Consider the following 21,602-nt stretch of genomic DNA (forward strand, 5'->3'; position numbering starts at 1 on the left):
GGGTTTGGCTCAGGCGGTGCCGCCGGGGATGGGCGTTCCGGGCGCCAGCAATCCGTCTGCCGCCAGGGTCGTCCAGAGTTCGCCGGGAATGTCGATCTGCCACCAGTCGAGGATGCCGTCGAGTTCGGCCGGCGAGCGCGGCCCGGGCAGGACGTTGCATACAGCCGGATGCGTTAATGGAAATTGTAGCGCAGCAGCGGGCAGGGGCACGTTGAAGCGGGCGCAAATTGCCTCAATAGCCTTGACCCTGGCGACGATCTCATCGGGGGCCTTGGCATAGTTGAAGGTGCCGCCGCCCACCAGAATGCCTGAATTGAATGGGCCACCCACGACGACTGAAGCGCCCCGCTCGATGCAGGTCGTGAGAAACGGGTCAAGCGAGGTTTGTTCGAGCAGCGTGTAGCGGCCGGCCAGCAGGAACACGTCCCAATCGCCGAGCGCAAAGGCGTCCATCAGTACCTCCCACTCGTTGACGCCCAGGCCGATGGCCTTGATCACGCCACCGTCGCGCAATTGCCGCAGCGCCTTGTAGCCGCCGGTGGCAAGCTGCTGCCAGAAATGGGCGTTGGCCTCCACGCCATGGGTGGCGACGCCGATATCGTGGACATAAACGATATCCACGGCGTTCACGCCAAGGCGCTGCAGGCTATCCTCGAACGAGCGCATCACGCCGTCATAGGAATAGTCATAAACCTGATCGAAGGGCAGGGGATCGACCCAATTGCCCTTGTCCTGCATGTCGGGACTGACCGGCTGCAGCAATCGGCCGACCTTGGTCGACAATACGGTTTCGGCGCGCCGTTCGCGCAGCACGTCGCCCACCAGATGCTCGGACCGGCCGAGCCCATATTGGGGGGCTGTGTCACAGTAATTTATGCCGCGGTCGAGTGCGTGGCCAATTGTGGCGCGGGCCTGATCGGGGGAAACGCCGGTAAAGATGCCGGCCAGCGAGGCGCCGCCCAGACCGAGCGTCGTTACCTCGAGCGCGGTCTTGCCAACGCGGCGTTTCTCGAAATTGAGCCTGGTCATGATGGTCCCTCCGACAGAGGGAGAACTGACATGTTAGTCGGGCGGCGTAAAGCCGGCGGACAAAATTTGCCCAGGCGGCTTAGTACAAATTACCGACGATTACCGGACGGTCGGCTTCGATGCGGATCGGATTGCGCAGGGGCGCGCCGAACTGGGTCTCTTCGATTTCGAACACATCGTTGGGCTGGGTGACGATGCCATCGGCAAAGCTCAGTGTTGCAGTGCCGAACATGTGGACGTGAATATCGCCGGGATTGCGGAACAGATCATATTTGAAGTGGTGATATTCGAGATTGGCGATGGTGTGGCTCATATTGTTCTCGCCGGACAGGAACGGCTTCTCCCAGATCACCTGTCCGTCGCGCCTGATGCGGGACATGCCCTCGATATGGGAGGGAAGGTCGCCGACGCGCAATTCCGGCCCGAAGGCACAGGCGCGCAGCTTGGAATGCGCAAGATACAGGTAATTGACGCGCTCGGTGACGTGATCGGAAAACTCGTTGGCGAGGGCAAAGCCCAGGCGGCGGGGCTGGCCGTTCTGATCGATGACGTAAATCCCGGCGATTTCGGGCTCTTCGCCAGCGTCGCGCGCAAAGGCTGGGGAAGGGATCGGATGGCCCGGATTGACGACGGTATAGCCATTGCCCTTGTAGAACCATTCGGGCTGCACGCCCTTGGTGCCATCGGCCGGCTTGCCGTTTTCCAGGCCCATCTGGAACATCTTCATGGAATCCGTCAGGGTGTCTTCGGTCTTGGTGCCATTGGCCTTGTGCATGGCGTCGCGCGTCGAGGCTGAACCGAGATGGGTGAGGCCGGTGCCGGTGACGTAGAGATGGGCAGGATCGGGATGATCGACCGGGGCCAACATGCGGCCCTCAGCCAGAACCGCCGCCTTGTCGACCGCGGCGCCCAGGCCTTTTTCGGCAATCAGGGCGCCAATCCCCATATTGCGGGCCAGTGCGGCGGTGGCGAGTTCATAAACGCTGTGGGCACCAGTGATCTGCCGGGCACCATCGCCGTCGACCTGGGCAACGGCACGTTCGCCATGCAAATCGAAAAACTGAATGAGGTTCATGGCTTGGCTCCCGCCCTTTACGCCCTGGCTCGGGCCCGTTGGGGCGCATAAAACGCAAGATGCTTGTCTCGGGCAAGCCCCAATTTGTATGATTAATGGATTAGGTCACGATAGGCTGGCATTTTCCCGCTCGAATCGCAAAACGGCTCTTGACGCGTGAAACAAAATGAGAACAAATAGGGCACATTGGATGCACGACTGAGTTCGGCCTTGGCGCGTTGCCAGCCCCTTTAGAGCGTGAAATAAGGAGAGAATCATGGCTAGCTCGCCGCTTCGCGTTGTTGAGGGTGGACCGATGGATAAGGACAAGGCGCTCGCGGCAGCTCTCAGCCAGATCGAGCGCAATTTCGGTAAGGGCTCAATCATGCGCCTTGGCGAAAGTGCCTCGATCGAGGTCGAGTCGATTTCCACCGGTTCGCTGGGCCTCGATATCGCGCTGGGCATTGGTGGATTGCCGAAGGGCCGTATCGTTGAGATTTTCGGGCCGGAAAGCTCGGGCAAGACCACTTTGGCATTGCATGTCATCGCCGAAGCGCAGCGCGCAGGCGGCATTTGTGCCTTTGTCGATGCCGAGCATGCGTTGGATCCCATTTATGCCCGCAAGCTGGGTGTCAATATCGATGACCTGTTGATCTCGCAGCCTGATGCCGGCGAGCAGGCGCTGGAAATCACCGATACGCTGGTGCGCTCGGGTGCGATCGATGTGCTGGTTGTCGACTCGGTGGCGGCGCTGACGCCGCGGGCCGAGCTCGAAGGCGAAATGGGCGACTCGCTGCCGGGCTTGCAGGCCCGCCTGATGAGCCAGGCCATGCGCAAGCTGACGGGTTCAATTTCGAAATCCAAGTGCCTGGTCATTTTCATCAACCAGATCCGCATGAAAATTGGGGTGATGTATGGGTCACCCGAGACCACTACGGGCGGCAATGCACTCAAGTTCTATGCTTCGGTGCGGCTCGACATTCGCCGCATTGGCGCGATCAAGGACCGCGAAGAAATCGTCGGCAACCAGACCCGCGTCAAGGTGGTTAAGAACAAGTTGGCGCCGCCGTTCCGCCAGGTTGAATTCGACATCATGTATGGCGAAGGCATTTCCAAGACCGGCGAACTGCTCGATCTCGGAGTCAAGAGCGGCATCGTCGAGAAGGCGGGCGCCTGGTTCTCCTATGACAGCCAGCGGCTGGGGCAGGGGCGCGAGAATTCGCGCCAGTTCCTCAAGGACAATCCGGCCGTTGCGGCAACGATCGAGCAGGGCGTTCGCGAAAGCTCAGGTCTGTTGGGCGAAGTGCTGTTGGCGGTTGCCGGCGACGAGGATAGCTCAAGCGACGCCGAATAGAACTATCCCATGCAGGGACCAAAGGGTGGTGCGCAAGCGCAGCCCTTTTTTTGCGTTTTGACGCCGGCGTTTGGACTCCGGCATTTTTCTGGGTCTGATGGGGCAAGGCCGCAGCAGCGATGCTGGACAGGGCGGGCGAGCCCGCGATAGAAAGCCCTACCTTTTGCGGCGCCGCCTCCTGCGCTAATTTCGCGATGAAAGTGTCTGATGACGAGCGTAAACGAAATCCGGTCGAGTTTTGTCGATTACTTTGCCCGCAACGGGCATGAGAGAGTGGCCTCGAGCCCGCTCGTGCCGCGCAACGATCCGACGCTGATGTTCACTAATTCGGGGATGGTGCAGTTCAAGAACGTGTTCACCGGTACGGAAAAGCGCCCCTATTCGCTGGCGACGACAGCGCAGAAATGCGTCCGCGCCGGGGGCAAGCACAACGATCTGGACAATGTGGGGTTTACCAACCGGCACAATACCTTTTTCGAAATGCTCGGCAATTTTTCCTTCGGCGATTATTTCAAGGCGCAGGCGATCGAACTGGCCTGGCAGCTGCTAACGCGCGAGTGGGGCCTGTCGCAAGATCGGTTGTCGGTCACGATCTATGAGGATGACGACGAAGCCCATGGGCTGTGGAAGAAGATTGCCGGCCTGAGCGACGACCGCATCGTGCGCCTGGGGGCAAAGTCCAATTTCTGGCAGATGGGCGACACGGGTCCGTGCGGTCCCAATTCCGAGATCTTTTTCGATCACGGCGACAAGGTGTTCGGCGGACCGCCGGGCTCGGCCGATGAAGACGGTGATCGCTATACCGAAGTGTGGAACCTGGTGTTCATGCAGTTCGACCAGGACGCGGCGGGCAATCGCGTGCGCTTGCCGCGCCCCTCGATCGATACCGGCATGGGGCTGGAGCGCATGGCGGCCGTCATGCAGGGGACTTCGGATAGCTACCAGATTGACCTGTTCAAGGCGCTGATCAGTTCGGCTGCTTCGGTCACCGGTGCCGATGTCGATGGCGGGGGCAATCGCAGCCTTCGCGTCATCGCCGATCATTTGCGCTCGATGTCGTTTCTGATCGCCGAAGGCGTGTTGCCGTCCAATGAAGGGCGCGGTTATGTGCTGCGCCGCATCATGCGCCGGGCCATGCGGCACGCGACGCTGCTGGGCACGGAAGAGCCGGCAATCTACAAGCTGGTGCCGGTGCTGGTGCGAGAGATGGGCCAGGCCTATCCCGAACTCGTGCGCGGCGAGGCGATGATCGCCGAGACGATCCGGCTCGAGGAAGGCCGGTTCCTCAAGACGCTAGGCCGCGGCCTGCAGATTTTGGCCGACGAAACCCGGAGTTTTGGCGACGGCGATACCCTGGCTGGGGATACCGCGTTCAAGCTTTACGACACGTACGGCTTCCCGCTCGATCTGACGCAGGACGCCTTGCGGACACGGGGCATCGCCGTCGATCAGGTTGGGTTCGATGCGGCGATGGCGCGGCAGAAGGCCGAGGCGCGCAAGAGCTGGTCGGGTTCGGGCGAGGCCGCGACCGATGCAGTGTGGTATGGATTGGCCGACAGCCTCGGGCCAACCGAGTTCCTTGGCTACGAGACCGAACGCGCCGAGGGCGAAATCACGGCGCTGGTCAAGGGCGGCGTCGTTGTCGATACGTTGGCGGCCGGCGACGAGGGTTTCGTCGTGCTCAACCAGACCCCGTTTTATGGCGAAAGTGGCGGTCAGGTTGGCGACAGCGGGGCCATCAAGGGCGACGGCGTAGCGGCGGAGGTGCTGGAAACGCAAAAGCATCATGGCGTGTTCGCGCACCGGGTCACCGTAAGCCAGGGCTCGCTCAAAAAAGGCCAGGCGCTGGAACTGCTGGTCGATCACGAACGCCGTTCGGCCATTCGCGCCAATCATTCGGCGACGCATTTGCTGCATGAGGCGCTTCGCCTGGTGCTGGGCGATCACGTGGCGCAAAAAGGCTCGATGGTGGCGGCGGATCGGTTACGGTTCGATTTTGTGCATACCAAGGCGGTGAGCCCGCAGGAACTGGCGGAAGTCGAGGATATCGCCAACACCATCGTGCTGCAGAATACGGCGGTGGAAACGCGCCTGATGGGTGTGGAAGAGGCCAAGGATTCCGGGGCGCGGGCGCTGTTTGGCGAAAAGTATGGGGATGAAGTGCGCGTTGTCGCCATGGGCGAGCCAACCGGCAACGGCCTGGGCTGGTCCGTGGAACTGTGCGGCGGCACGCATGTGGGGCGAACGGGCGATATCGGGCTGATTTCCATCGTGGCGGAAAGCGCGGTCGGTGCCGGCGTGCGCCGGATCGAGGCGCTGACGGGCAAAGCCGCGCGACAGCGGGGCAATGTCAATGTCGCCATCGTCGAGTCGGCGGCCTCGTTGTTGCGCACGCAGAGCCATGACGTGCTGGATCGCATTGCGGCGCTGCAGGACCAACTCAAGCGCGCCGACCGGGCGCTGAGCGATACCAAGCAGAAACTCGCCATGGGAGGCGCGGGTCCCGGGGCTTCGGCTGAAGCCGAGACCATCAACGGATTGGCTTTCGTCGGGCGGATCGTGGACGGATTGCAGCCCAAGGATTTGCGCGGACTGGTGGACCAGACCAAAAAGCAGGTCGGTTCGGGCGTGGTCGCGGTCATCGGCCTTACCGAGGATGGCAAAGCCGGGTTGGCGGTAGGCGTAACGGAGGATTTGGTCAGCCGGGTTTCGGCCGTGGATCTGGTGCGGGTCGGGTCGGCGGCGTTGGGCGGGCAGGGTGGTGGCGGGCGGCCGGACATGGCGCAAGCCGGCGGACCCGATGCAGGCAAGGCCCACGAGGCCCTGGCAGCTATCCGCGCCGCGCTATAGGTTTTGGCGGACATACCGGCTGCCGCCCCACAGGCGCAGCCGATTGGCTCACAAGCCGCTCCGGAAGAAGAAGACGCGCGGTTTCCAGCGGATCTTAGTTTTTTCGTCGAGCACGTTCATCAGCCCCGCGCCGAGAACCACGAAGACGCCGACGATGGCTACCGCGTCGGGAAATTCGCGATAGACAGCGGCGCCCAAGAGAATGCCCCAGATCAGTTGGCTATATTGCACCGGCGCGATCAGATTGGCGGGCGTGGCCTTGGTCGCCGCGATCAGCAGCAAGCCGCCGACGCCGCCGAAGGCGCCGCACAGGGCCAGGGTGCCAAATTGCTCCCAGTTCGGCCAGACGAAGCTGGGCAGCATCATCAGCCCGTTAAACACCACCGAATAGAGGACGACCACGCCGACCAGGCTGACGCGTTTTTCGTGTGGGGCGATGTGGCGCAGGATGATCGTGGTGATGGCGCCAAAGATGGTGCTGACGAAGGCCACGAGATGGCCAAGTTCCAGCGCGCGAAAGCCTGGGCGCACCACCAGGAGCACGCCGGCAAAGCCGATCAGCAGCAGTGCCCAGCGCAATGGGGTTACGTGTTCCTTGAGCACGAGCACCGACAGCAGGGTCACGAAAATCGGCGTGGTGAAGGCGATGGCATAGACTTCGGCGAAGGCGATGTGGGTAAAGGCGTACATCACGCAAGCGGTGGCGCAGATAGCGGTTACGCAGCGCATTTGCACCAGATAGGGGTGCTTCATCTGCAACATGTCGCGCCAGCGTTCGTGCCGGTTGGTCAGCGCCAGAGGTATGATGGAAAAGCCGGCGGTGAAAAACGCGATCTCGAAGACTGTGAAGCCCGGCCCGATGGCCTTGATCAGCGCATCGCCCATGGAAAAGCTGGCATAGGCCAGAAACGCAAGAATGACGCCGATCGGCATCGAACAGTCCGGATATGAGGAGTTCAGGTGGGGATTGGCCTACCATACAAGCGTCGGGGCGTCGCGTCGATGGCTAAAGTCCTGCCAATTCTAGATTTCGGGTCCCTGAACTTCGGCTATATCTGTCGGCGAAGCGGGTCGGCGCGCGCGGTATTCGGCGAAGCGGCCGGCGACACGGGCGCGGGTACCGTCAAGCACGACATTGACCAGGCCCGACAACGTTACGACCGCCATGCCGGCATAAGCAGCCAAGTCCGGATGTTCGCCATAAAAGAATGAGCCAAGGCCAATGGCCCAGAGTATCTGGATATACTGCACCGGCGCGACCTGGCTGGCAGGAGCGTTGCGGGTCGCGGCGATCAACAGGATATGGCCGCCTCCAACCAGGCTGCCGCTCAAGGCCAACAGGGCCAGTTGAGCCGGTGTCGGCACGATGAAGCCGGGGATCATCAGCACGGCATTGACCGTGAGCAGATACAGGGCCGGCACGGCAATCAGGCTCACGCGCTTTTCGACGCTGGCAACGACGCGCAGAACCGTCGTCGTGGTGGCGCCAAACAGGGCGCAGCCGACTGCCGCCAGATGGCCCGGTTCGAGTTCACGAAAGCCTGGACGGACCACCAGCATGACGCCGCAAAACCCGATGATCAGCAAAGTCCACCGCGTGCCGTCCACTGCCTCCTTGAGCAGGAGGACGGAGAGCAGGGTAATGAACAGGGGCATCATGAAGACGAGCGAATAGGTTTCGGCAAAGGGAATGTTGACGAACGCATAGGTGACCAGAATGGACGACACGACGCCGCTGAAGGAGCGCAGATGCACCAGGCGAGGGTGCACCAGGCGAAACGCGTCGCGCCAGCGTTCGTTTTTGGGTTTGACGAACATGGCCGGCAGCAACGAAAACAGCGCGACGAAGAAGCTGATTTCAAACACGCTGAGCGACGTGCCGAAGCCTTTGATGACGGCGTCGCCACCGGAATAGATCGAATAGGCGCAAACCGCGAACAGCACCCCGACGGGCATGACACTACCGATGGCTGGAGAACTAAGGAGAGACCGTCAGGCTCGTCGGGCGCAACATCCGCGTCGACCGCAACGCTCGAACGATGATGTCGAATGGTCGGCACCGCCAGCCTACCAAACATAGCCATGCGACAAGCCGACGATGACCGGATAAGACGGCGCGCAATGCGCCGCCCCAAGCGCCGTGCGGCTTGGCTTAGGCCATGGCCTTTTGCAGGTTCTGATCGATCGCGTCGAGGAAACCGATGGTCGAGAGCCAAGGCTGATCGGGACCGACGAGCAGGGAGAGATCCTTGGTCATTTTGCCTTCTTCGATGGTGTCGACCGTGACTTTTTCGAGCGTGAGGGCAAAGGTCTTCAGCGCTTCGTTATCATCGAGCTTGGCGCGATGGGCCAGGCCGCGGGTCCAGGCGAAGATGGAGGCGGTGGAATTGGTCGAGGTTTCCTTGCCAGCCTGATGCTGGCGGTAGTGACGGGTGACGGTGCCGTGGGCGGCCTCGGCCTCGACGATTCTGCCATCCGGGGTTGCCAGAACCGAGGTCATGAGGCCCAGCGAGCCAAAGCCCTGGGCGACGATATCGGACTGCACGTCGCCATCATAGTTCTTGCACGCCCAGACGTAGCCGCCGCTCCACTTGAGGGCGGATGCGACCATGTCGTCGATCAGGCGATGCTCGTACCAGATCTTCTTGGCCTCGTATTTTTCCTTGAACTCGGCCTCGTAGATTTCCTGGAAGATGTCCTTGAAGCGGCCGTCATAGGTCTTGAGGATGGTGTTCTTGGTGGAGAGATAGCAGGGCACGCCGCGGTCGAGCGCATAGTTGAAGCTTGAATAGGCAAAATCGCGGATCGAGTCGTCGAGGTTGTACATGGCCATGGCAACACCAGCGCCCGGGGCCTGGAACACTTCGTGCTCGATGACCTGGCCATCTTCGCCGGTGAATTTGATGGTCAAGGTGCCTTTGCCGGGGAAGGTGAAATCGGTGGCGCGATACTGATCGCCGAAGGCATGGCGGCCGATGATGATGGGCTGCGTCCAGCCGGGGACGAGGCGCGGCACGTTCTTGCAGATGATGGGCTCGCGAAAGATGACGCCGCCCAGAATGTTGCGGATCGTACCATTGGGCGACTTCCACATCTTCTTGAGCTTGAATTCCTCGACGCGCTGCTCGTCGGGGGTGATGGTGGCGCATTTGATGCCGACGCCGTATTTCTGGATGGCCTTGGCGGAGTCTATGGTGATCTGATCATTGGTGGCATCGCGGCTTTCCACCGACAGATCGTAATATTCGATCGGCAGATCGAGATAGGGATGGATGAGCTTGTCCTTGATCGCCTGCCAGATGATCCGGGTCATCTCGTCGCCGTCGAGATCGACGATCGGGTTGGCGACTTTGATCTTGCTCATGCAATAGCTCCCTAAAATGCTGCGTTCGGCCCCTCGGCCAGCTTCGCGCCCGTATAGCATCGCCAGCACAAAGCGCAAAGGCCGGCTCGGCATGGGGGCTTGCCAGCTTGATGTTGCCACGAGGCGGGCTTACATCGGCGGGCGCATTCGAAAAAACATAGGAAATGGTATGCTTATCTCCGACAAGGCCGATCCGATCGTCGTGACTGGAATGGGCGTGGTGTCCCCGCTGGGCGTGGGGGTGGGGGTAAACTGGCAGCGGTTGATCGCGAGCCAGAGCGGCATCGTTCACAACGATCGGTTCGACACGGCGGATTTCACCGCCCGTATCGCCGGGCTGGTTCCGAGCAAGGACAAGGACCCAGAGGGGTTCGATCCGCTGGTGGCGGTCGATGCCAAGGACATCAAGAAGATGGACCTGTTCATCCAGTATGGATTGGTGGCGGCTGCGGAGGCGATCGCCCAGTCCGGCTGGTCGCCCCAGACCGAGGACGAGCGCGGCGCGACGGCAACGATCATCGGTTCGGGCGTTGGCGGGTCGCCGGTGATGGCCAAGGCGGCGCAGTTGATTGCCGAACGCGGCCCGCGGCGATTGTCGCCGTTCACGGTGCCGTCGTTTCTGGCCAACCTGGCGGCGGGCTGGATTTCGATCCGGTATGGTTTCAAGGGTCCGCTTGGTGCGCCGGTCACCGCCTGCGCTGCATCCGCCCAGGCGATCGGCGACGGCATGCGGCTGATCATGACGGGGGAGGCGGACGTCGCGATCGTGGGGGGTGCCGAAGGCTCGGTCGATCCGATCTCCATCGGCGGTTTTGGCGCGTCGCGGGCGCTGTCGACGGCGTTCAACGATGATCCGACGAAGGCGTCGCGACCGTTCGACGCCAGGCGCGACGGCTTTGTGCTATCGGAAGGCGCGGCCATCCTCGTGATCGAAAAGCTGAGCCATGCCAAGGCGCGCGGCGCGACGCCGCTGGCGGTGTTGTCGGGCTATGGCACATCGGCGGACGCCTATCACCTGACCTCGGGTTCACCCGACGGTGCCGGCGCGCAGACGGCGATGCGCAACGCACTGAAGATGGCGCAGCTGGGGCCGGCAGATATCGACTATGTCAATGCGCATTCAACCTCGACCGAAGTCGGCGACGCGGCCGAGATTGCGGGCATTGGGGCGGTCTTTGCCGGCCGCGGCAAGGATTTGGCGGTGACGGCAACAAAGTCGGCGACCGGACATCTGCTGGGCGCTGCAGGAGCGCTGGCGGCGATCATCGCGGTCGAGGCGATCCGGCACGGCATGGTGCCGGCCACGCTCAATCTGGAGGAGCCGGACGAGGCGGCCGACCGGTTCGATCTGGTGCCGAATACCGCGAAGGCCAAGGACCTGCGGCATGTGCTGGTGAATGCCTTTGGTTTTGGGGGCGTGAACGCAGCGCTGGTGTTCAGCCGCGCCTGACGCCTTCAATGGCAATGGCCACGCGCGCCATACGCTACCCTTGCAATTGCCGGCGACGGTGGCAAAAGTGCGCCCGAGCAATGAGGGCCGGGCATGGCGCTGTATCCAGACTTTCCGGTGCTGACCGACCGGCTACGGTTGCGGCCGTTCACGCGGGGCGATGTGGATGCCGTGTTCGCCTATCGCCGGCGCGAGGATGTGGCGCGCTATCTGTTCGATGTCGCACTCAGCCGCGAGGAATGCGCGCTCGCAGTGCAGCAGCGCACGGGGCAGGTGGCGCTGGAAACCACGGACGACAAGATTATCCTGGCGGTAGACGAGCGTGCCAGCGGCGAGCTGGTTGGAGAAGTGTCCCTGATCTGGCGCAGCGTCGAGGCGCGGCAGTGCGAGCTGGGCTGGATTTTCAGCCCGCTACACCATGGCAAGGGCTTCGCGACCGAGGCAGCGCGGGCGCTGCTCGACCTCGCATTCGGGCCCGGGGACATGCACCGGGCCGTGGCACGATGCGATGCACGCAATCTGGCGTCATCGCGGTTGATGGAGCGGCTCGGCATGCGGCGGGAAGCGCATTTTCGGGAGCACACCATCGTCAAGGGTGAATGGGACGAGGAATTCATCTATGCCATCCTGCGCCGCGAATGGCTGGGCCGACCAAAGCCGGTGCCGCAACCCTAATTTGGGCGAAAATCCGGCAGGCTGAAAGGCATATTATTCCAGCCACAGCAGGAACTTCGGAGTCCAGCGCAGCGTTTATAGCGTGGGCTTGCAACGGTTTTTGCGGGAGGATCGTGCCATCATGTCATCAACAGTTTTACCAGTGCAAACCGATCGATTGGTTCTTCGCACATTCGAGCGGAGCGACCTCGACAGCGTCGCGGCTTACCATGTGCTACCAACGGTGCAGCGCTATGTCTTCAGCCGGACGCGCGATGCAAGTGAAGTGGCGGCGGCGCTCAACATCATGCGCGGACACGTCAACTTGCAGCGCCCGGGCGATACGCTGACGCTGGCCATGGTGCGCAAGGGCGACAAGCAGGTTCTAGGTCATGTGTCGCTGCATTGGTCAGACGCGACTGCCGGGCAGGGGGAGATCCGCTTCGTGATCAATCCGGCTTTTTCGGGCCAGGGCTTCGTTAGCGAGGCGATATCCGCGCTGCTCGACCTGGCGTTCGACCATTACCGCATTCACCGCATCTTCACGCGCTGCGACGGGCGCAACCATCATTCGATCAAGCTGCTGCAGCAAATGGGGATGCGGCTCGAGGCCCATTACCGCGAACACGCCTTGTTTCAGGGTGAATGGGACGAAGAGCTGCACTTCGCCATCCTGGACCGGGAATGGCAGCGCTCGAGCAAGATCAAGGAATTGCCGCCGCGCCATCGCGTCGCCTGATTTGCAACTGAGCGGGCAAATGGGATAAGTCGCCTCGATCCAAAGAGCGAGGCGACATGGCGGGCACCGATTCATCCATCGAAATCGTTCTGGCGCCGGGGCCGGCAATCATATTGTGCGAGCCCCAGTTGGGCGAAAACATCGGCACGGCGGCGCGGGCCATGGCCAATTTCGGGCTGTGGGATTTGCGCCTGGTGCGACCGCGCGACGGCTGGCCGAATGAAAAGGCGATCAATGCCGCCTCGCGTGCCGACCATGTCCTGGAACGTGTGCGTGTCTTTGAAACGCTGGAGGCGGCAATTGCCGACCTAACACTGGTTTACGCCACCACGGCGCGCTCGCGTGATCTGCAAAAGACCGTGTTTGGTCCTGACGAGGCGGCCACGCGGCTGGCCGCGCATATCGGTGGCGGCGCGGGCGCCGGCCTGTTGTTCGGGCGTGAACGCTGGGGCTTGCTGAACGAGGAGGTGGCGCTGGCGGATGCCATTGTCACCCTGCCGGTCGAGCCGGCCTTCGCATCGCTCAATATCGCGCAAGCCGTGTTGCTGCTGGCCTATGAATGGCGGCGGCACAGCGCGGCGGGCACGGCCTTGCCGTTCGGCGACAGCATGGCGCCGGTGGCGCCACGCGAGGAACTGGTCGGTCTGTTCGGGCACCTGGAAAGCACGCTGGACCGCTCGGGATTTTTCACCGCACCGGACAAGCGGCCCACAGTGATCAACAATCTGCGGACCATGCTGGCGCGTGGACAGTTCACCAGCCAGGAAATCCGAACCTTGCGCGGGGTGATTTCCTCGATCGAGCGCAAGCACGAGCGACCCAATCCGAACCGGCAGAAGCCGGCTGGCGACAAAACCTGAAAAATGCTGCGCAGGACGGATTTAAGCCGTTCTGCCTTTGACTGCGCCACGGTGGCATGGCATGGGCAAGGCCATGAGCACGCCCACCCCCGCAGACCGAAGCCAATTGGCTTTTTCCTATATCGGCTTCCGATTTTTCTGGCTGACGACGCTTTTCGTGAGCTTTGCGGTACAAATCATGGCGGTCTCCATCGCCTGGCAGATCTATGATGTGACGGGCAGCGCGTTCCTCTTGGGGTTGGTGGGGCTGTCACTGTTCCTGCCGGCGCTGGTGCTGTTGCTGTTGACCGGAATGGCGGCGGACCGTTTCAACCGCCGGCTGATCATGGCTTGCTGCCTTGGGGTCGAGCTGCTGTGTGCTCTGGGGTTCCTCGCGTTTTCCAATGCGCGGGCGCATGAAGTCTGGCCGATTTTCGCCATCCTGGTCGCGCTCGGCACGGCACGGGCATTTTGGGGGCCGGCAGCCCAATCGCTGGCGCCGAACCTGGTGCCGCCGCAGGCCTTGGCCAATGCGATTACCGTCAATGCCTCGGCCTGGCAGTTCGCCTCGATCATGGGGCCGGCCGCTGGTGGCCTGCTCTATGGCATCGTGCCCGCGGTGGCGTTCGGCACCGGCGCGGTGCTGCTGGGCATCGCCATGGTGTTCGTGATCCTGATCCCCAAGCCGCAGCAACGCTCGTCCCATCAGGCGACGAGCATCGACACCATGCTCGCCGGCTTCCGCTACATCTTCTCCAACAAGGTGGTGCTCGGCGCAATCTCGCTGGACATGTTCGCGGTGCTGATGGGCGGCGCAGTGGCGCTGCTGCCGATTTATGCCAAGGATATCCTGCATGCCGGGCCGCAGGAACTGGGCCTCTTGCGGGCCGGCCCGGGAATCGGCGCGATTGTCATGGCCTTGTTCCTGACGCGGTTTCCCATCCGCGACAATGCGGGTAAGGTGCTGTTCCTGTTCGTGGGGCTCTTTGGCGCCTTCACGGTGATCTTCGGCTTTTCGACCTCGGTGTGGGTGTCGATCCCGGCGCTGGCGCTGGTGGGCGCATCCGACATGGTCAGCGTTACGATTCGCGAGACCATCATGCAGTTGTGGACGCCCGAAGAGGTGCGTGGACGGGTCAATGCGGTCAACAGCGTCTTTATCGGCGCCTCGAATGAATTGGGCGAGTTCCGGGCGGGTACGGTGGCGTCGCTCTTGGGTCCGGTGCCGGCGGTAGTCATCGGCGGCTTTGGCGCCATGCTCGTCGCCATTGTCTGGAGCCGGGCATTTCCCGGATTGCGAGAGCAGAAGTCGCTCGACAAGAAAATGGTGTAACGCCCGCGCCGCTTGACTTCTGTTGCCGTCACATTTATCACGCGCCCACCTATAGTGGCTTTCGAGCCTTTAGGCGCACCCGGGATCTCCTGTTCTATTTGGGGTCTGTCGGCTTTCCGCGAGGAGAGCAGAGGAGGGCGCGATCCATATTTCGACTTTTGAAAAGGATACGCGATGTCGAAGCGCAGTTCAGTCAAGCATAAAATCGATCGCCGTCTCGGCGAAAATATCTGGGGCCGGCCCAAGAGCCCGCTCAATGCCCGCGCCTATGGCCCTGGCCAGCACGGTCAGCGCCGCAAGGGCAAGCTGTCTGACTACGGCCTGCAGCTTCGGGCCAAGCAGAAGCTCAAGGGCTATTACGGCTCGATCACCGAAAAGGCGTTCAAGCGCCTTTACTCGGAAGCCGCGCGCGTCAAGGGCGACACCGGCGAGAACCTGATCGGCTTGCTCGAGAGCCGGCTCGATGCGATCGTCTATCGCGCCAAGTTCGTGGCGACGGTGTTTGCTGCCCGCCAGTTCGTTTCCCATGGCCATATCCTGGTCAATGGCAAGCGCGTCAACATTCCGTCCTATCAGGTCAAGGTTGGCGACAAGATCGAAGTGCGCGAGCGCTCCAAGCAACTTGCCGTGTTGATCGAGGCCACCCAACTGGCCGAGCGCGACGTGCCCGAATATGTCGAAACCGACCACAACAAGATGAGCGCGACCTTCGTGCGCGTCCCCGCCTTGTCGGACGTGCCGTATCCGGTACAGATGGAGCCGAACCTGGTCGTGGAATTTTATTCGCGGTAGAATCCGCCTAAAGTTGTTCCGGCGACCAATCTGAAGCGGTTTCCGCGCTTCCGGTTTTCCGGTACTTCAGAATTGGAAAGGCCGCCAGACTGGCGGCCTTTTTCTTGGCGATGAACGAAAATAGCCGTGCCGGAAGCGCCTTTGTCTCGTTCAGGCGAGCGTCGCAGCATCGGCAACCGATGGATTGATCGGTTCCTGGTCAAGAGGGATGAAGCTCTCGAAACGATGCAGACGCATGTAGATGGATTGCAGTTCGACGATCGTGGTCCATGCGCGAGCGAAGAATTGGAATGACGTCGCCACTTCACCAAAAGCGTTCTGTACCTGCTGGTAAATGCCGAGCGTCAACGTGCCAGCGAGGATCGAAGGCGATAGCGTCAGCAGCGGCACGTAGCCGGCAACCTGGAGATAGGCGTAGCGCGCCAGGTTGAAGTACGTGTAGTGGAAATACAGCCGGTAATAGTTTTTCTGCACGTTGGCAAAGAGCGTCCGGAAGGTCGGGGGATCAGCGCGGTTCGGCTCATCCTCGCCATATACCAGCTCCTTGCGCAAGGCGGCTTCCACCTTCTGGTTTTCAAAGTTCAGCCCCGGCAACCTGATGCCGACAATCCAGAGCAGGGCGGTACCGAAGGCCGAAACGACGAGCGCAACCCAGACCAGGCTGCCTGGAACCGCACCGATGATCGGCACCTCGGTGACGCTTTGGGACAGCCGCCACAGGATGGGCAGGAAGACGACAAGCGTCATCAGCGACGAGATGAAGCTGGTGCCCAGGTCCTCGACGATCGAGGAGAAGCGCATGGTATCTTCCTGCACACGCTGGGCAGCACCCTCGGTGGTGCGCAGCTGCGGCCAATAGTTCATGTAATAGGCGCTCATCGCCTTGCGCCAGCGAAACACGTAGTGCGAGGTAAAGAACGCGGCGAAAACCAGGAAGATGATATTGGGAAGCAATACCGCCATGAGGGTAATGACATAAGGCCAGTATTCGCCCGGCGTGACCGAGCCTGGTTCACTCAGGGCTTTTTGCAGCAGGTTGAAGAAATTGCCCTGCCAATCGTTGAGAAATGCGCTGAGCTGGACTTGACCATAGGTGATCAACAATAGCGCCGTGCTGCCCACGACCGACCACCAATACCATTCGTTGCGTCGATAAACGTACCAGAACGCGCAAAAGGCTACGGAGCACAGCAGGATGTACCAGTACTCCCAAACCCGGCCGCCGTTGAGGAAATTGGTATCCTCGGCAACGCAGTTCGCCGATTGGGCCGCCGGAGCCGCACTCTCGGTGGTGGCCGGGGCATTTGGATCGGTGATTGCTGCCCCGGCAGTTGGCGCCGGCAGGGCATCGTCGGTAACGGTGGCCTGGTCCGCAGGGATATCGCCCGGGGCACAGATCGCGGGTGTCAGGAAACGGTCGATGCTGATGACGCTGCGAATGGGATCGCCCACCACCTGAAACAGCAGCGTTGCAAACAGCATCCACCCGATTGCCGACAGGAAAAAGACTTTTGGCACGGGAAAGAAGGAACGGAACACCTGGCGGACTCCTGGGGCGTCGATAGAATGAAGTCATCTAACGGACACAAATCGGCATAAGCAAGCAGCGTGGAATGAATTCGCCGTAAGGTTCGGTGGCACTTTCTCTTTCCCTGTCGGCCGGCAGGCGCTATCAGCAACGGAACAAGCCACCCGGAGTTTCGATCAATGAGCGACAGCGGCTTGGCCGAGCGGCCTTCCCAACCCTCGGACATCGAAACCGGCGCGCACCCGATTTATGCCCATGCGCCGCGCAGCGTCGAGTTCAACAAGCTGCGCAAGCGGTTGATCCGCAATACGCGCGAGGCGATCGATAAATTCGCCATGGCGCGGGCGGGCGAACGCTGGCTGGTGGCATTGTCGGGTGGCAAGGACAGTTATGGCATGCTGGCGCTGTTGCTTGATCTGCAATGGCGCGGCTTGCTGCCGGTGGACCTTCTGGTGTGCAATCTGGACCAGGGCCAGCCCAATTTTCCCAAGCATATCCTGCCGGAGTTTCTCGGTGGCCTCGGGATCGCGCACCGCATCGAATACCAGGATACCTATTCGATCGTGACCGACAAGCTGCCGGCGGCGCGACCTATTGTTCGCTGTGCTCGCGGCTGCGGCGAGGCAACCTTTATCGCATCGCGCGCGAGGAGGAGTGTTCGGCCCTGGTGTTGGGGCATCATCGCGAGGATAGCCTCGAAACCTTCTTCATGAACCTGTTTCATGGCGGCAAGCTCGCGGCAATGCCGCCGCGACTGCTGAACGACGAGGGCGATGTCGAGGTGCTGCGACCGCTGATCTATTGCGCCGAGGGCGATCTGCAGAAATTCGCCGACGCCATGGCCTTTCCGATCATTCCCTGCGATCTGTGCGGCAGCCAAGACGGGCTGGAGCGCAATGCGATGAAGGCCATGCTCAACGATATCGAGAAGCGGATGCCGGGGCGCAAGGACGTGATGATCCGAGCGCTGGGCAATGTGAATGCCAGCCACCTGCTCGACCCCAAACTGTTTGATTTCGCGGGATTGCTCGAGCGGAGGGCGGCGGAGTGAGCGTGGATATTGCCAAGCCGGCCGAGCTGTTACGGGAAACGGCTCATGCGGAGATTCTGCCGCGCTTCCGGCGGCTCGATGCCGGCCAGGTGCGGCAGAAGACCGAGGCGATCGACCTCGTCACCGAGGCCGACGAGGAGGCCGAGCGGGTGATCACCGCGGCCATCAACCGGATGTGGCCGGAGGCGCTGGTGGTGGGCGAGGAAGCGGTGTCCGCCGATCCGGCATTGCTGGAGCGTTCGGTGAACGCGGACCTCGTGATCTTTCTCGATCCGGTGGATGGCACGTCCAATTTCGTCGCCGGTGTGCCGCTGTTTGCGGTGATGGCCGGCGTGGTGGTCAAAGGCGAGACCGTGGCCGGCATCATCTATGACCCGATGGGCGACGATTGGGTGTTGGCCGAAAAGGGCAGCGGCGCGTATCTGCGGCGAGCGGACGGATCGAGCGTGCGGCAGCATTTTGCCCAGGCCGTGCCGTTGGGGGACATGGCGGGAACGGCGTCGCCATTCTATCTGCCCAGAGAGCAGCGCGCAGGGGTGTTAGCCAATCTGGCCAAGGTGCGGGTGTCGTCGAGCTTTCGCTGCGCCGGGCACGAGTACCGAATGGCCGCAGGTGGACATCTGCACTATTGTTTTTTCAACAAGCTGATGCCGTGGGATCACGTGCCGGGCACGTTGATCTGCACGGAGGCCGGTGCGAATGTGGCGCGGCTGGACGGGCGGGCATACCGCGCCGAACATAGTGGCGGCGGGCTGCTGCTGGCCTCCGACGCGCAGAGTTGGGAAACGCTGCGGCGCGAAGTGTTTACGGTTTAGCCCGCGATGCGGGCGATGACCGTACGCCGATAACAGCAGCGGCCGCATCGAGAGCACCAGAACCGTAAGGGATGCCGAGGGCGTCCATGCCGGCCTGCATGGTGGCGAGAACACCCAGGGTCATGTGGGCGTTGACGTGGCCCATATGGGCGACGCGCAGGAAATCGCCATAGGCCGGTTCGCCGGCCTGGGCCATGCCCAAACCAATGCCGAGAGTGACGCCGGCTTCGGTTTCCAGCCATTGGCGCAGCCGGACGGCGCCGCCGCCATCGATACGGGCGGCCGTTACGGAGCGGCCCCGCGCTGCAGGGTCGGTCATGTTGAGCCCAATACTGCCGCCTGCACCCCAAGCCTCGAATGCTGCCCAGACTACGCCGGCCAGGGTTTCGTGGCGGCGCCAGACCTGATCCAACCCTTCCTCATCGAGCAGCATGCTCAGCGACTCGCGCAGGCCGTAGAGGTGATGCGTCGGTGCGGTGCCGCCAAAGAATTGATAGAATTCCGCGCCGGTGGCGCGTGGCTTCCAGTCCCAATAGGGCGTGGCGAGATCGGCGCCTTTCGAGGCTTCCAAGGCCTTGTCGGAAAACCACAGGAACCCCAGGCCGGGGGGCAGCATCAGGCCTTTCTGGCTGGCGCCGACAAGCACATCGATGCCCCATTCATCCATTCGCAATTCGTCGCAGGCGAGCGAGGCAACGGCGTCCACCGCCAGGAGTGCCGGATGACCGGCCGCGTCGATGGCCGCGCGAATCGCGGAGATATCGCTGCGCGCCGTGGAGGCGGTATCGACATGGGTGACCAGCACCGCGCGAATGGCGTGGGCGGTATCAGCCATGAGCGCATCAGCAATGCCGGTGGGATCGGCGGGAGCGCTCTTGCCGAAGTCGATCAGGTCGACCTCGATGCCCATGCGGCGGGCAGCGTCGGCCCAGCCATGGCCGAACCGGCCGGTAGCGACGACCAGGGCGCGGTCGCCGCGCGAGAACATGTTGGCATTGGCGGCCTCCCAGGCGCCGTGGCCATTGGCGATGTAGATCGCGACGTTCTGCGTCGTCACCGCCACCCGTTTCAGATCGCGGATGACGGCGTGGGTCAGATCGACGATTTCGCCTTCGTAGATGTTGGGCGCGGCGCGGTGCATGGCGGCGAGGACGCGGTCCGGCGTCACGGACGGGCCGGGAATGGCTAGATAGGTGCGCCCCGCGATAAAGGCCATGCCGATTTGCTCCATAGTGATTCCGATATGCCGCCAAGCTGTAGCGCGGAACGACGGCGGTTCAAATCGCGCATCGATGGAGGCTGCATTGACCTCACAGAACGGCTTGCACAACGTATAAGTCTGTGCTTATCTGTTGCCATGAGTGAAGCAGAAATTTTCAAAGTCCTGGCCGACCCGACGCGACGGGCGATGCTCGAGCGCTTGGCGGGGACAGAAATGACCGCGACCCAGTTGCGGGAGGGCTTTGCCATTTCGCAACCGGCCATGAGCCAGCATCTGGCGGTGCTGCGCGGCGCGGGGCTGGTCAGCGAACGGCGCGACGGACGCTTTGCCCATTACCGGGTAGAGCCGGACGGGCTGGCGCCGCTGCACGCCTGGCTGGCGCGCTATCGGGCCTTCTGGCCCGAACGGATCGATGCACTCAAGGATGTGCTCAAGGAGATGGACCAATGACGAGCCAGGAAGATGCGCTGGTCTTCGAATGCGCGCTGGATGCACCGCCGGATAAAGTGTGGCGGGCGCTGACGGTGCCGGATTATCTGGAGCGCTGGCTGACGCCGGCAAAGGCCGGTGCCGAGCGGATCGATCTGGCGGTGGTGACTTCGGAAGAAAACAGATCGCTGACCTATCGGTGGCGCGAAAGCGGGCAGGGCGCCATTGTCGGGACGCAAGACAGCATGGTGACGTTCGAGATCACCCCGATGCGGGATGGCGGGACGTGGTTCCGGCTTACCCATGCACCCACGGTCATACCGGTAGCGGCAAACGCCAACCAGGGTCCGATGCGGATGGCTGCCTAGCAACCATCGTCGGCCCACAGGGTCTGGGCCGCTTCTTCCGCCAAGGAAGAAGCAGAACCCCACAACAGCAGTGTTTTTAACTCAGTTTCTGAACGGAGATCGCCGATGCGTGACATGATGCAACTCGTCCCCATGGTGGTGGAACAATCCAGCCGGGGAGAACGCTCGTTCGATATCTTTTCGCGGCTGTTGCGGGAGCGGATCATTTTCCTCAACGGCGAGGTCGAGGACAATATGGCGGCGCTGATTTGCGCGCAGCTCTTGTTTCTCGAGGCGGAAAATCCGGCCAAGGAGATCAGCCTGTATATCAACTCGCCGGGCGGCGTAGTGACGGCGGCGTTCGCGATCTACGATACCATGCAGTTCATCAAGGCGCCGGTTGGCACGCTGTGCATGGGCATGGCGATGTCGGCGGGATCGTTCCTTTTGATGGGTGGGGCGGCTGGAAGCCGCGTCTGCCTGCCCAATGCCAGTATCATGCTGCACCAGCCAAGCGGGGGCTACCAGGGCAAGGTGACCGATATCATGATCCATGCCGAAGAAAGCATGCGGTTGAAGCGCCGGATGCACCAGCTGTATTCCAAGCATTGCGGCCGCAGCTATGAGGAGGTCGAGGCGGCGTTGGAACGGGATAATTTCATGACGCCGGGGGAGGCCAAGGCCTGGGGCCTGGTCGATCATGTCTATGCCGATCGTGGGGAGATCGAGGCGGCGAACCGCCCCGACTGAGA

At 62.0% G+C, this 21,602-nt stretch carries 19 protein-coding genes and 1 pseudogene; 13 read left to right on the plus strand and 7 right to left on the minus strand.

Features of this window, described 5'->3' with window-relative positions; translation table 11 throughout:
- Positions 1-9: 9 nt before the first annotated feature.
- Both ACFE8X_RS13480 and araD1 read right to left on the minus strand, forming a co-directional pair.
- Positions 10-1,029: an aldo/keto reductase gene (locus tag ACFE8X_RS13480; protein WP_375451999.1), complete on the minus strand. Its 1,020-nt coding sequence runs from the start codon at positions 1,027-1,029 to the stop codon at positions 10-12.
- A 79-nt stretch (positions 1,030-1,108) separates the two neighbouring features.
- Complete coding sequence (araD1, locus tag ACFE8X_RS13485) at positions 1,109-2,104, minus strand: AraD1 family protein (protein ID WP_375452000.1); 996 nt, start codon at positions 2,102-2,104, stop codon at positions 1,109-1,111.
- A gap of 256 nt (positions 2,105-2,360) precedes the next feature.
- Between araD1 and recA the strand changes: the two genes are divergently transcribed.
- Complete coding sequence (gene recA / locus ACFE8X_RS13490; protein ID WP_375452001.1) at positions 2,361-3,437, plus strand: recombinase RecA; 1,077 nt, start codon at positions 2,361-2,363, stop codon at positions 3,435-3,437.
- Positions 3,438-3,644: 207 nt separating this feature from the next.
- Positions 3,645-6,287, plus strand: a complete 2,643-nt coding sequence (gene alaS / locus ACFE8X_RS13495; RefSeq protein WP_375452002.1) for an alanine--tRNA ligase — start codon at positions 3,645-3,647, stop codon at positions 6,285-6,287.
- 48 nt (positions 6,288-6,335) lie between these two features.
- On the opposite strand, the gene ACFE8X_RS13500 is transcribed toward alaS, so the two are convergent.
- The 3 genes from ACFE8X_RS13500 to ACFE8X_RS13510 form a co-directional block, all read right to left on the minus strand.
- The gene (locus ACFE8X_RS13500) at positions 6,336-7,220 is read right to left on the minus strand and encodes a DMT family transporter (protein WP_375452003.1); all 885 of its coding nucleotides are present in this window, start codon (positions 7,218-7,220) and stop codon (positions 6,336-6,338) included.
- 90 nt (positions 7,221-7,310) lie between these two features.
- Positions 7,311-8,243: a DMT family transporter gene (locus tag ACFE8X_RS13505; RefSeq protein WP_375452004.1), complete on the minus strand. Its 933-nt coding sequence runs from the start codon at positions 8,241-8,243 to the stop codon at positions 7,311-7,313.
- A 196-nt stretch (positions 8,244-8,439) separates the two neighbouring features.
- Positions 8,440-9,651, minus strand: a complete 1,212-nt coding sequence (locus tag ACFE8X_RS13510; RefSeq protein WP_375452005.1) for an NADP-dependent isocitrate dehydrogenase — start codon at positions 9,649-9,651, stop codon at positions 8,440-8,442.
- Between the two features lie 169 nt (positions 9,652-9,820).
- Here ACFE8X_RS13510 and fabF point away from each other — a divergent pair, with 169 nt between their 5' ends.
- From fabF to rpsD, 6 genes are all read left to right on the plus strand, one after another.
- On the plus strand, positions 9,821-11,101 hold the full coding sequence (gene fabF, locus ACFE8X_RS13515) for a beta-ketoacyl-ACP synthase II (protein ID WP_375452006.1): 1,281 nt from the start codon (positions 9,821-9,823) through the stop codon (positions 11,099-11,101).
- A gap of 93 nt (positions 11,102-11,194) precedes the next feature.
- The gene (locus ACFE8X_RS13520; protein ID WP_375452007.1) at positions 11,195-11,776 is read left to right on the plus strand and encodes a GNAT family N-acetyltransferase; all 582 of its coding nucleotides are present in this window, start codon (positions 11,195-11,197) and stop codon (positions 11,774-11,776) included.
- Between the two features lie 157 nt (positions 11,777-11,933).
- Positions 11,934-12,494, plus strand: coding sequence for a GNAT family N-acetyltransferase (locus ACFE8X_RS13525; RefSeq protein ID WP_375452008.1), 561 nt, complete (start codon positions 11,934-11,936; stop codon positions 12,492-12,494).
- A 56-nt stretch (positions 12,495-12,550) separates the two neighbouring features.
- Positions 12,551-13,354: an RNA methyltransferase gene (locus tag ACFE8X_RS13530; RefSeq protein WP_375452009.1), complete on the plus strand. Its 804-nt coding sequence runs from the start codon at positions 12,551-12,553 to the stop codon at positions 13,352-13,354.
- Between the two features lie 73 nt (positions 13,355-13,427).
- Complete coding sequence (locus ACFE8X_RS13535) at positions 13,428-14,666, plus strand: MFS transporter (RefSeq protein WP_375452010.1); 1,239 nt, start codon at positions 13,428-13,430, stop codon at positions 14,664-14,666.
- A gap of 174 nt (positions 14,667-14,840) precedes the next feature.
- Positions 14,841-15,458, plus strand: coding sequence for a 30S ribosomal protein S4 (gene rpsD / locus ACFE8X_RS13540; RefSeq protein WP_375452011.1), 618 nt, complete (start codon positions 14,841-14,843; stop codon positions 15,456-15,458).
- Between the two features lie 150 nt (positions 15,459-15,608).
- Here the strand turns inward: rpsD and ACFE8X_RS13545 are convergent, their stop codons facing one another.
- A complete protein-coding gene (locus ACFE8X_RS13545; protein WP_375452012.1) occupies positions 15,609-16,997 on the minus strand; it encodes a peptide transporter in 1,389 nt (462 codons plus the stop codon).
- 168 nt (positions 16,998-17,165) lie between these two features.
- Between ACFE8X_RS13545 and ttcA the strand changes: the two are divergent.
- A pseudogene (gene ttcA, locus ACFE8X_RS13550) lies at positions 17,166-18,037 on the plus strand (tRNA 2-thiocytidine(32) synthetase TtcA).
- Positions 18,034-18,852 (plus strand): inositol monophosphatase family protein, encoded by an 819-nt coding sequence (locus tag ACFE8X_RS13555; protein WP_375452013.1) that lies wholly within the window; start codon positions 18,034-18,036, stop codon positions 18,850-18,852. The pseudogene ttcA and the gene ACFE8X_RS13555 overlap by 4 nt, the downstream one beginning before the upstream one ends.
- On the opposite strand, the gene ACFE8X_RS13560 is transcribed toward ACFE8X_RS13555, so the two are convergent.
- A complete protein-coding gene (locus ACFE8X_RS13560) occupies positions 18,842-20,068 on the minus strand; it encodes a pyridoxal-phosphate-dependent aminotransferase family protein (RefSeq protein WP_375452014.1) in 1,227 nt (408 codons plus the stop codon). The two genes, ACFE8X_RS13555 and ACFE8X_RS13560, sit on opposite strands and share 11 nt — an antisense overlap.
- Positions 20,069-20,209: 141 nt before the next feature.
- On the opposite strand from ACFE8X_RS13560, the gene ACFE8X_RS13565 reads away from it, so the two are divergent.
- The 3 genes from ACFE8X_RS13565 (at position 20,210) to ACFE8X_RS13575 (ending at position 21,600) form a co-directional block, all read left to right on the plus strand.
- Entirely contained in the window at positions 20,210-20,524 is a 315-nt protein-coding gene (locus ACFE8X_RS13565; protein ID WP_375452015.1) for an ArsR/SmtB family transcription factor, read from the plus strand.
- Complete coding sequence (locus tag ACFE8X_RS13570; protein WP_375452016.1) at positions 20,521-20,871, plus strand: SRPBCC domain-containing protein; 351 nt, start codon at positions 20,521-20,523, stop codon at positions 20,869-20,871. Before ACFE8X_RS13565 ends, ACFE8X_RS13570 begins: the two co-directional genes overlap by 4 nt.
- 105 nt (positions 20,872-20,976) lie before the next feature.
- Entirely contained in the window at positions 20,977-21,600 is a 624-nt protein-coding gene (locus tag ACFE8X_RS13575) for an ATP-dependent Clp protease proteolytic subunit (protein WP_375452017.1), read from the plus strand.
- The last annotated feature ends 2 nt before the right edge of the window (positions 21,601-21,602 follow it).

The organism is uncultured Devosia sp., from assembly GCF_964244875.1.
Taxonomy (GTDB): Bacteria; Pseudomonadota; Alphaproteobacteria; order Rhizobiales; family Devosiaceae; genus Devosia.

Bases quoted from the DNA above. Each gene is read 5' to 3' on its own strand.
- ACFE8X_RS13480 (WP_375451999.1), bottom strand. From the start codon at position 1,029: ATGACCAGGCTCAATTTCGAGAAACGCCGCGTTGGCAAGACCGCGCTC.
- araD1 (WP_375452000.1), bottom strand. From the start codon at position 2,104: ATGAACCTCATTCAGTTTTTCGATTTGCATGGCGAACGTGCCGTTGCC.
- recA (WP_375452001.1), top strand. From the start codon at position 2,361: ATGGCTAGCTCGCCGCTTCGCGTTGTTGAGGGTGGACCGATGGATAAG.
- alaS (WP_375452002.1), top strand. From the start codon at position 3,645: ATGACGAGCGTAAACGAAATCCGGTCGAGTTTTGTCGATTACTTTGCC.
- ACFE8X_RS13500 (WP_375452003.1), bottom strand. From the start codon at position 7,220: ATGCCGATCGGCGTCATTCTTGCGTTTCTGGCCTATGCCAGCTTTTCC.
- ACFE8X_RS13505 (WP_375452004.1), bottom strand. From the start codon at position 8,243: ATGCCCGTCGGGGTGCTGTTCGCGGTTTGCGCCTATTCGATCTATTCC.
- ACFE8X_RS13510 (WP_375452005.1), bottom strand. From the start codon at position 9,651: ATGAGCAAGATCAAAGTCGCCAACCCGATCGTCGATCTCGACGGCGAC.
- fabF (WP_375452006.1), top strand. From the start codon at position 9,821: ATGCTTATCTCCGACAAGGCCGATCCGATCGTCGTGACTGGAATGGGC.
- ACFE8X_RS13520 (WP_375452007.1), top strand. From the start codon at position 11,195: ATGGCGCTGTATCCAGACTTTCCGGTGCTGACCGACCGGCTACGGTTG.
- ACFE8X_RS13530 (WP_375452009.1), top strand. From the start codon at position 12,551: ATGGCGGGCACCGATTCATCCATCGAAATCGTTCTGGCGCCGGGGCCG.
- ACFE8X_RS13535 (WP_375452010.1), top strand. From the start codon at position 13,428: ATGAGCACGCCCACCCCCGCAGACCGAAGCCAATTGGCTTTTTCCTAT.
- rpsD (WP_375452011.1), top strand. From the start codon at position 14,841: ATGTCGAAGCGCAGTTCAGTCAAGCATAAAATCGATCGCCGTCTCGGC.
- ACFE8X_RS13560 (WP_375452014.1), bottom strand. From the start codon at position 20,068: ATGGCCTTTATCGCGGGGCGCACCTATCTAGCCATTCCCGGCCCGTCC.
- ACFE8X_RS13565 (WP_375452015.1), top strand. From the start codon at position 20,210: ATGAGTGAAGCAGAAATTTTCAAAGTCCTGGCCGACCCGACGCGACGG.
- ACFE8X_RS13570 (WP_375452016.1), top strand. From the start codon at position 20,521: ATGACGAGCCAGGAAGATGCGCTGGTCTTCGAATGCGCGCTGGATGCA.
- ACFE8X_RS13575 (WP_375452017.1), top strand. From the start codon at position 20,977: ATGCGTGACATGATGCAACTCGTCCCCATGGTGGTGGAACAATCCAGC.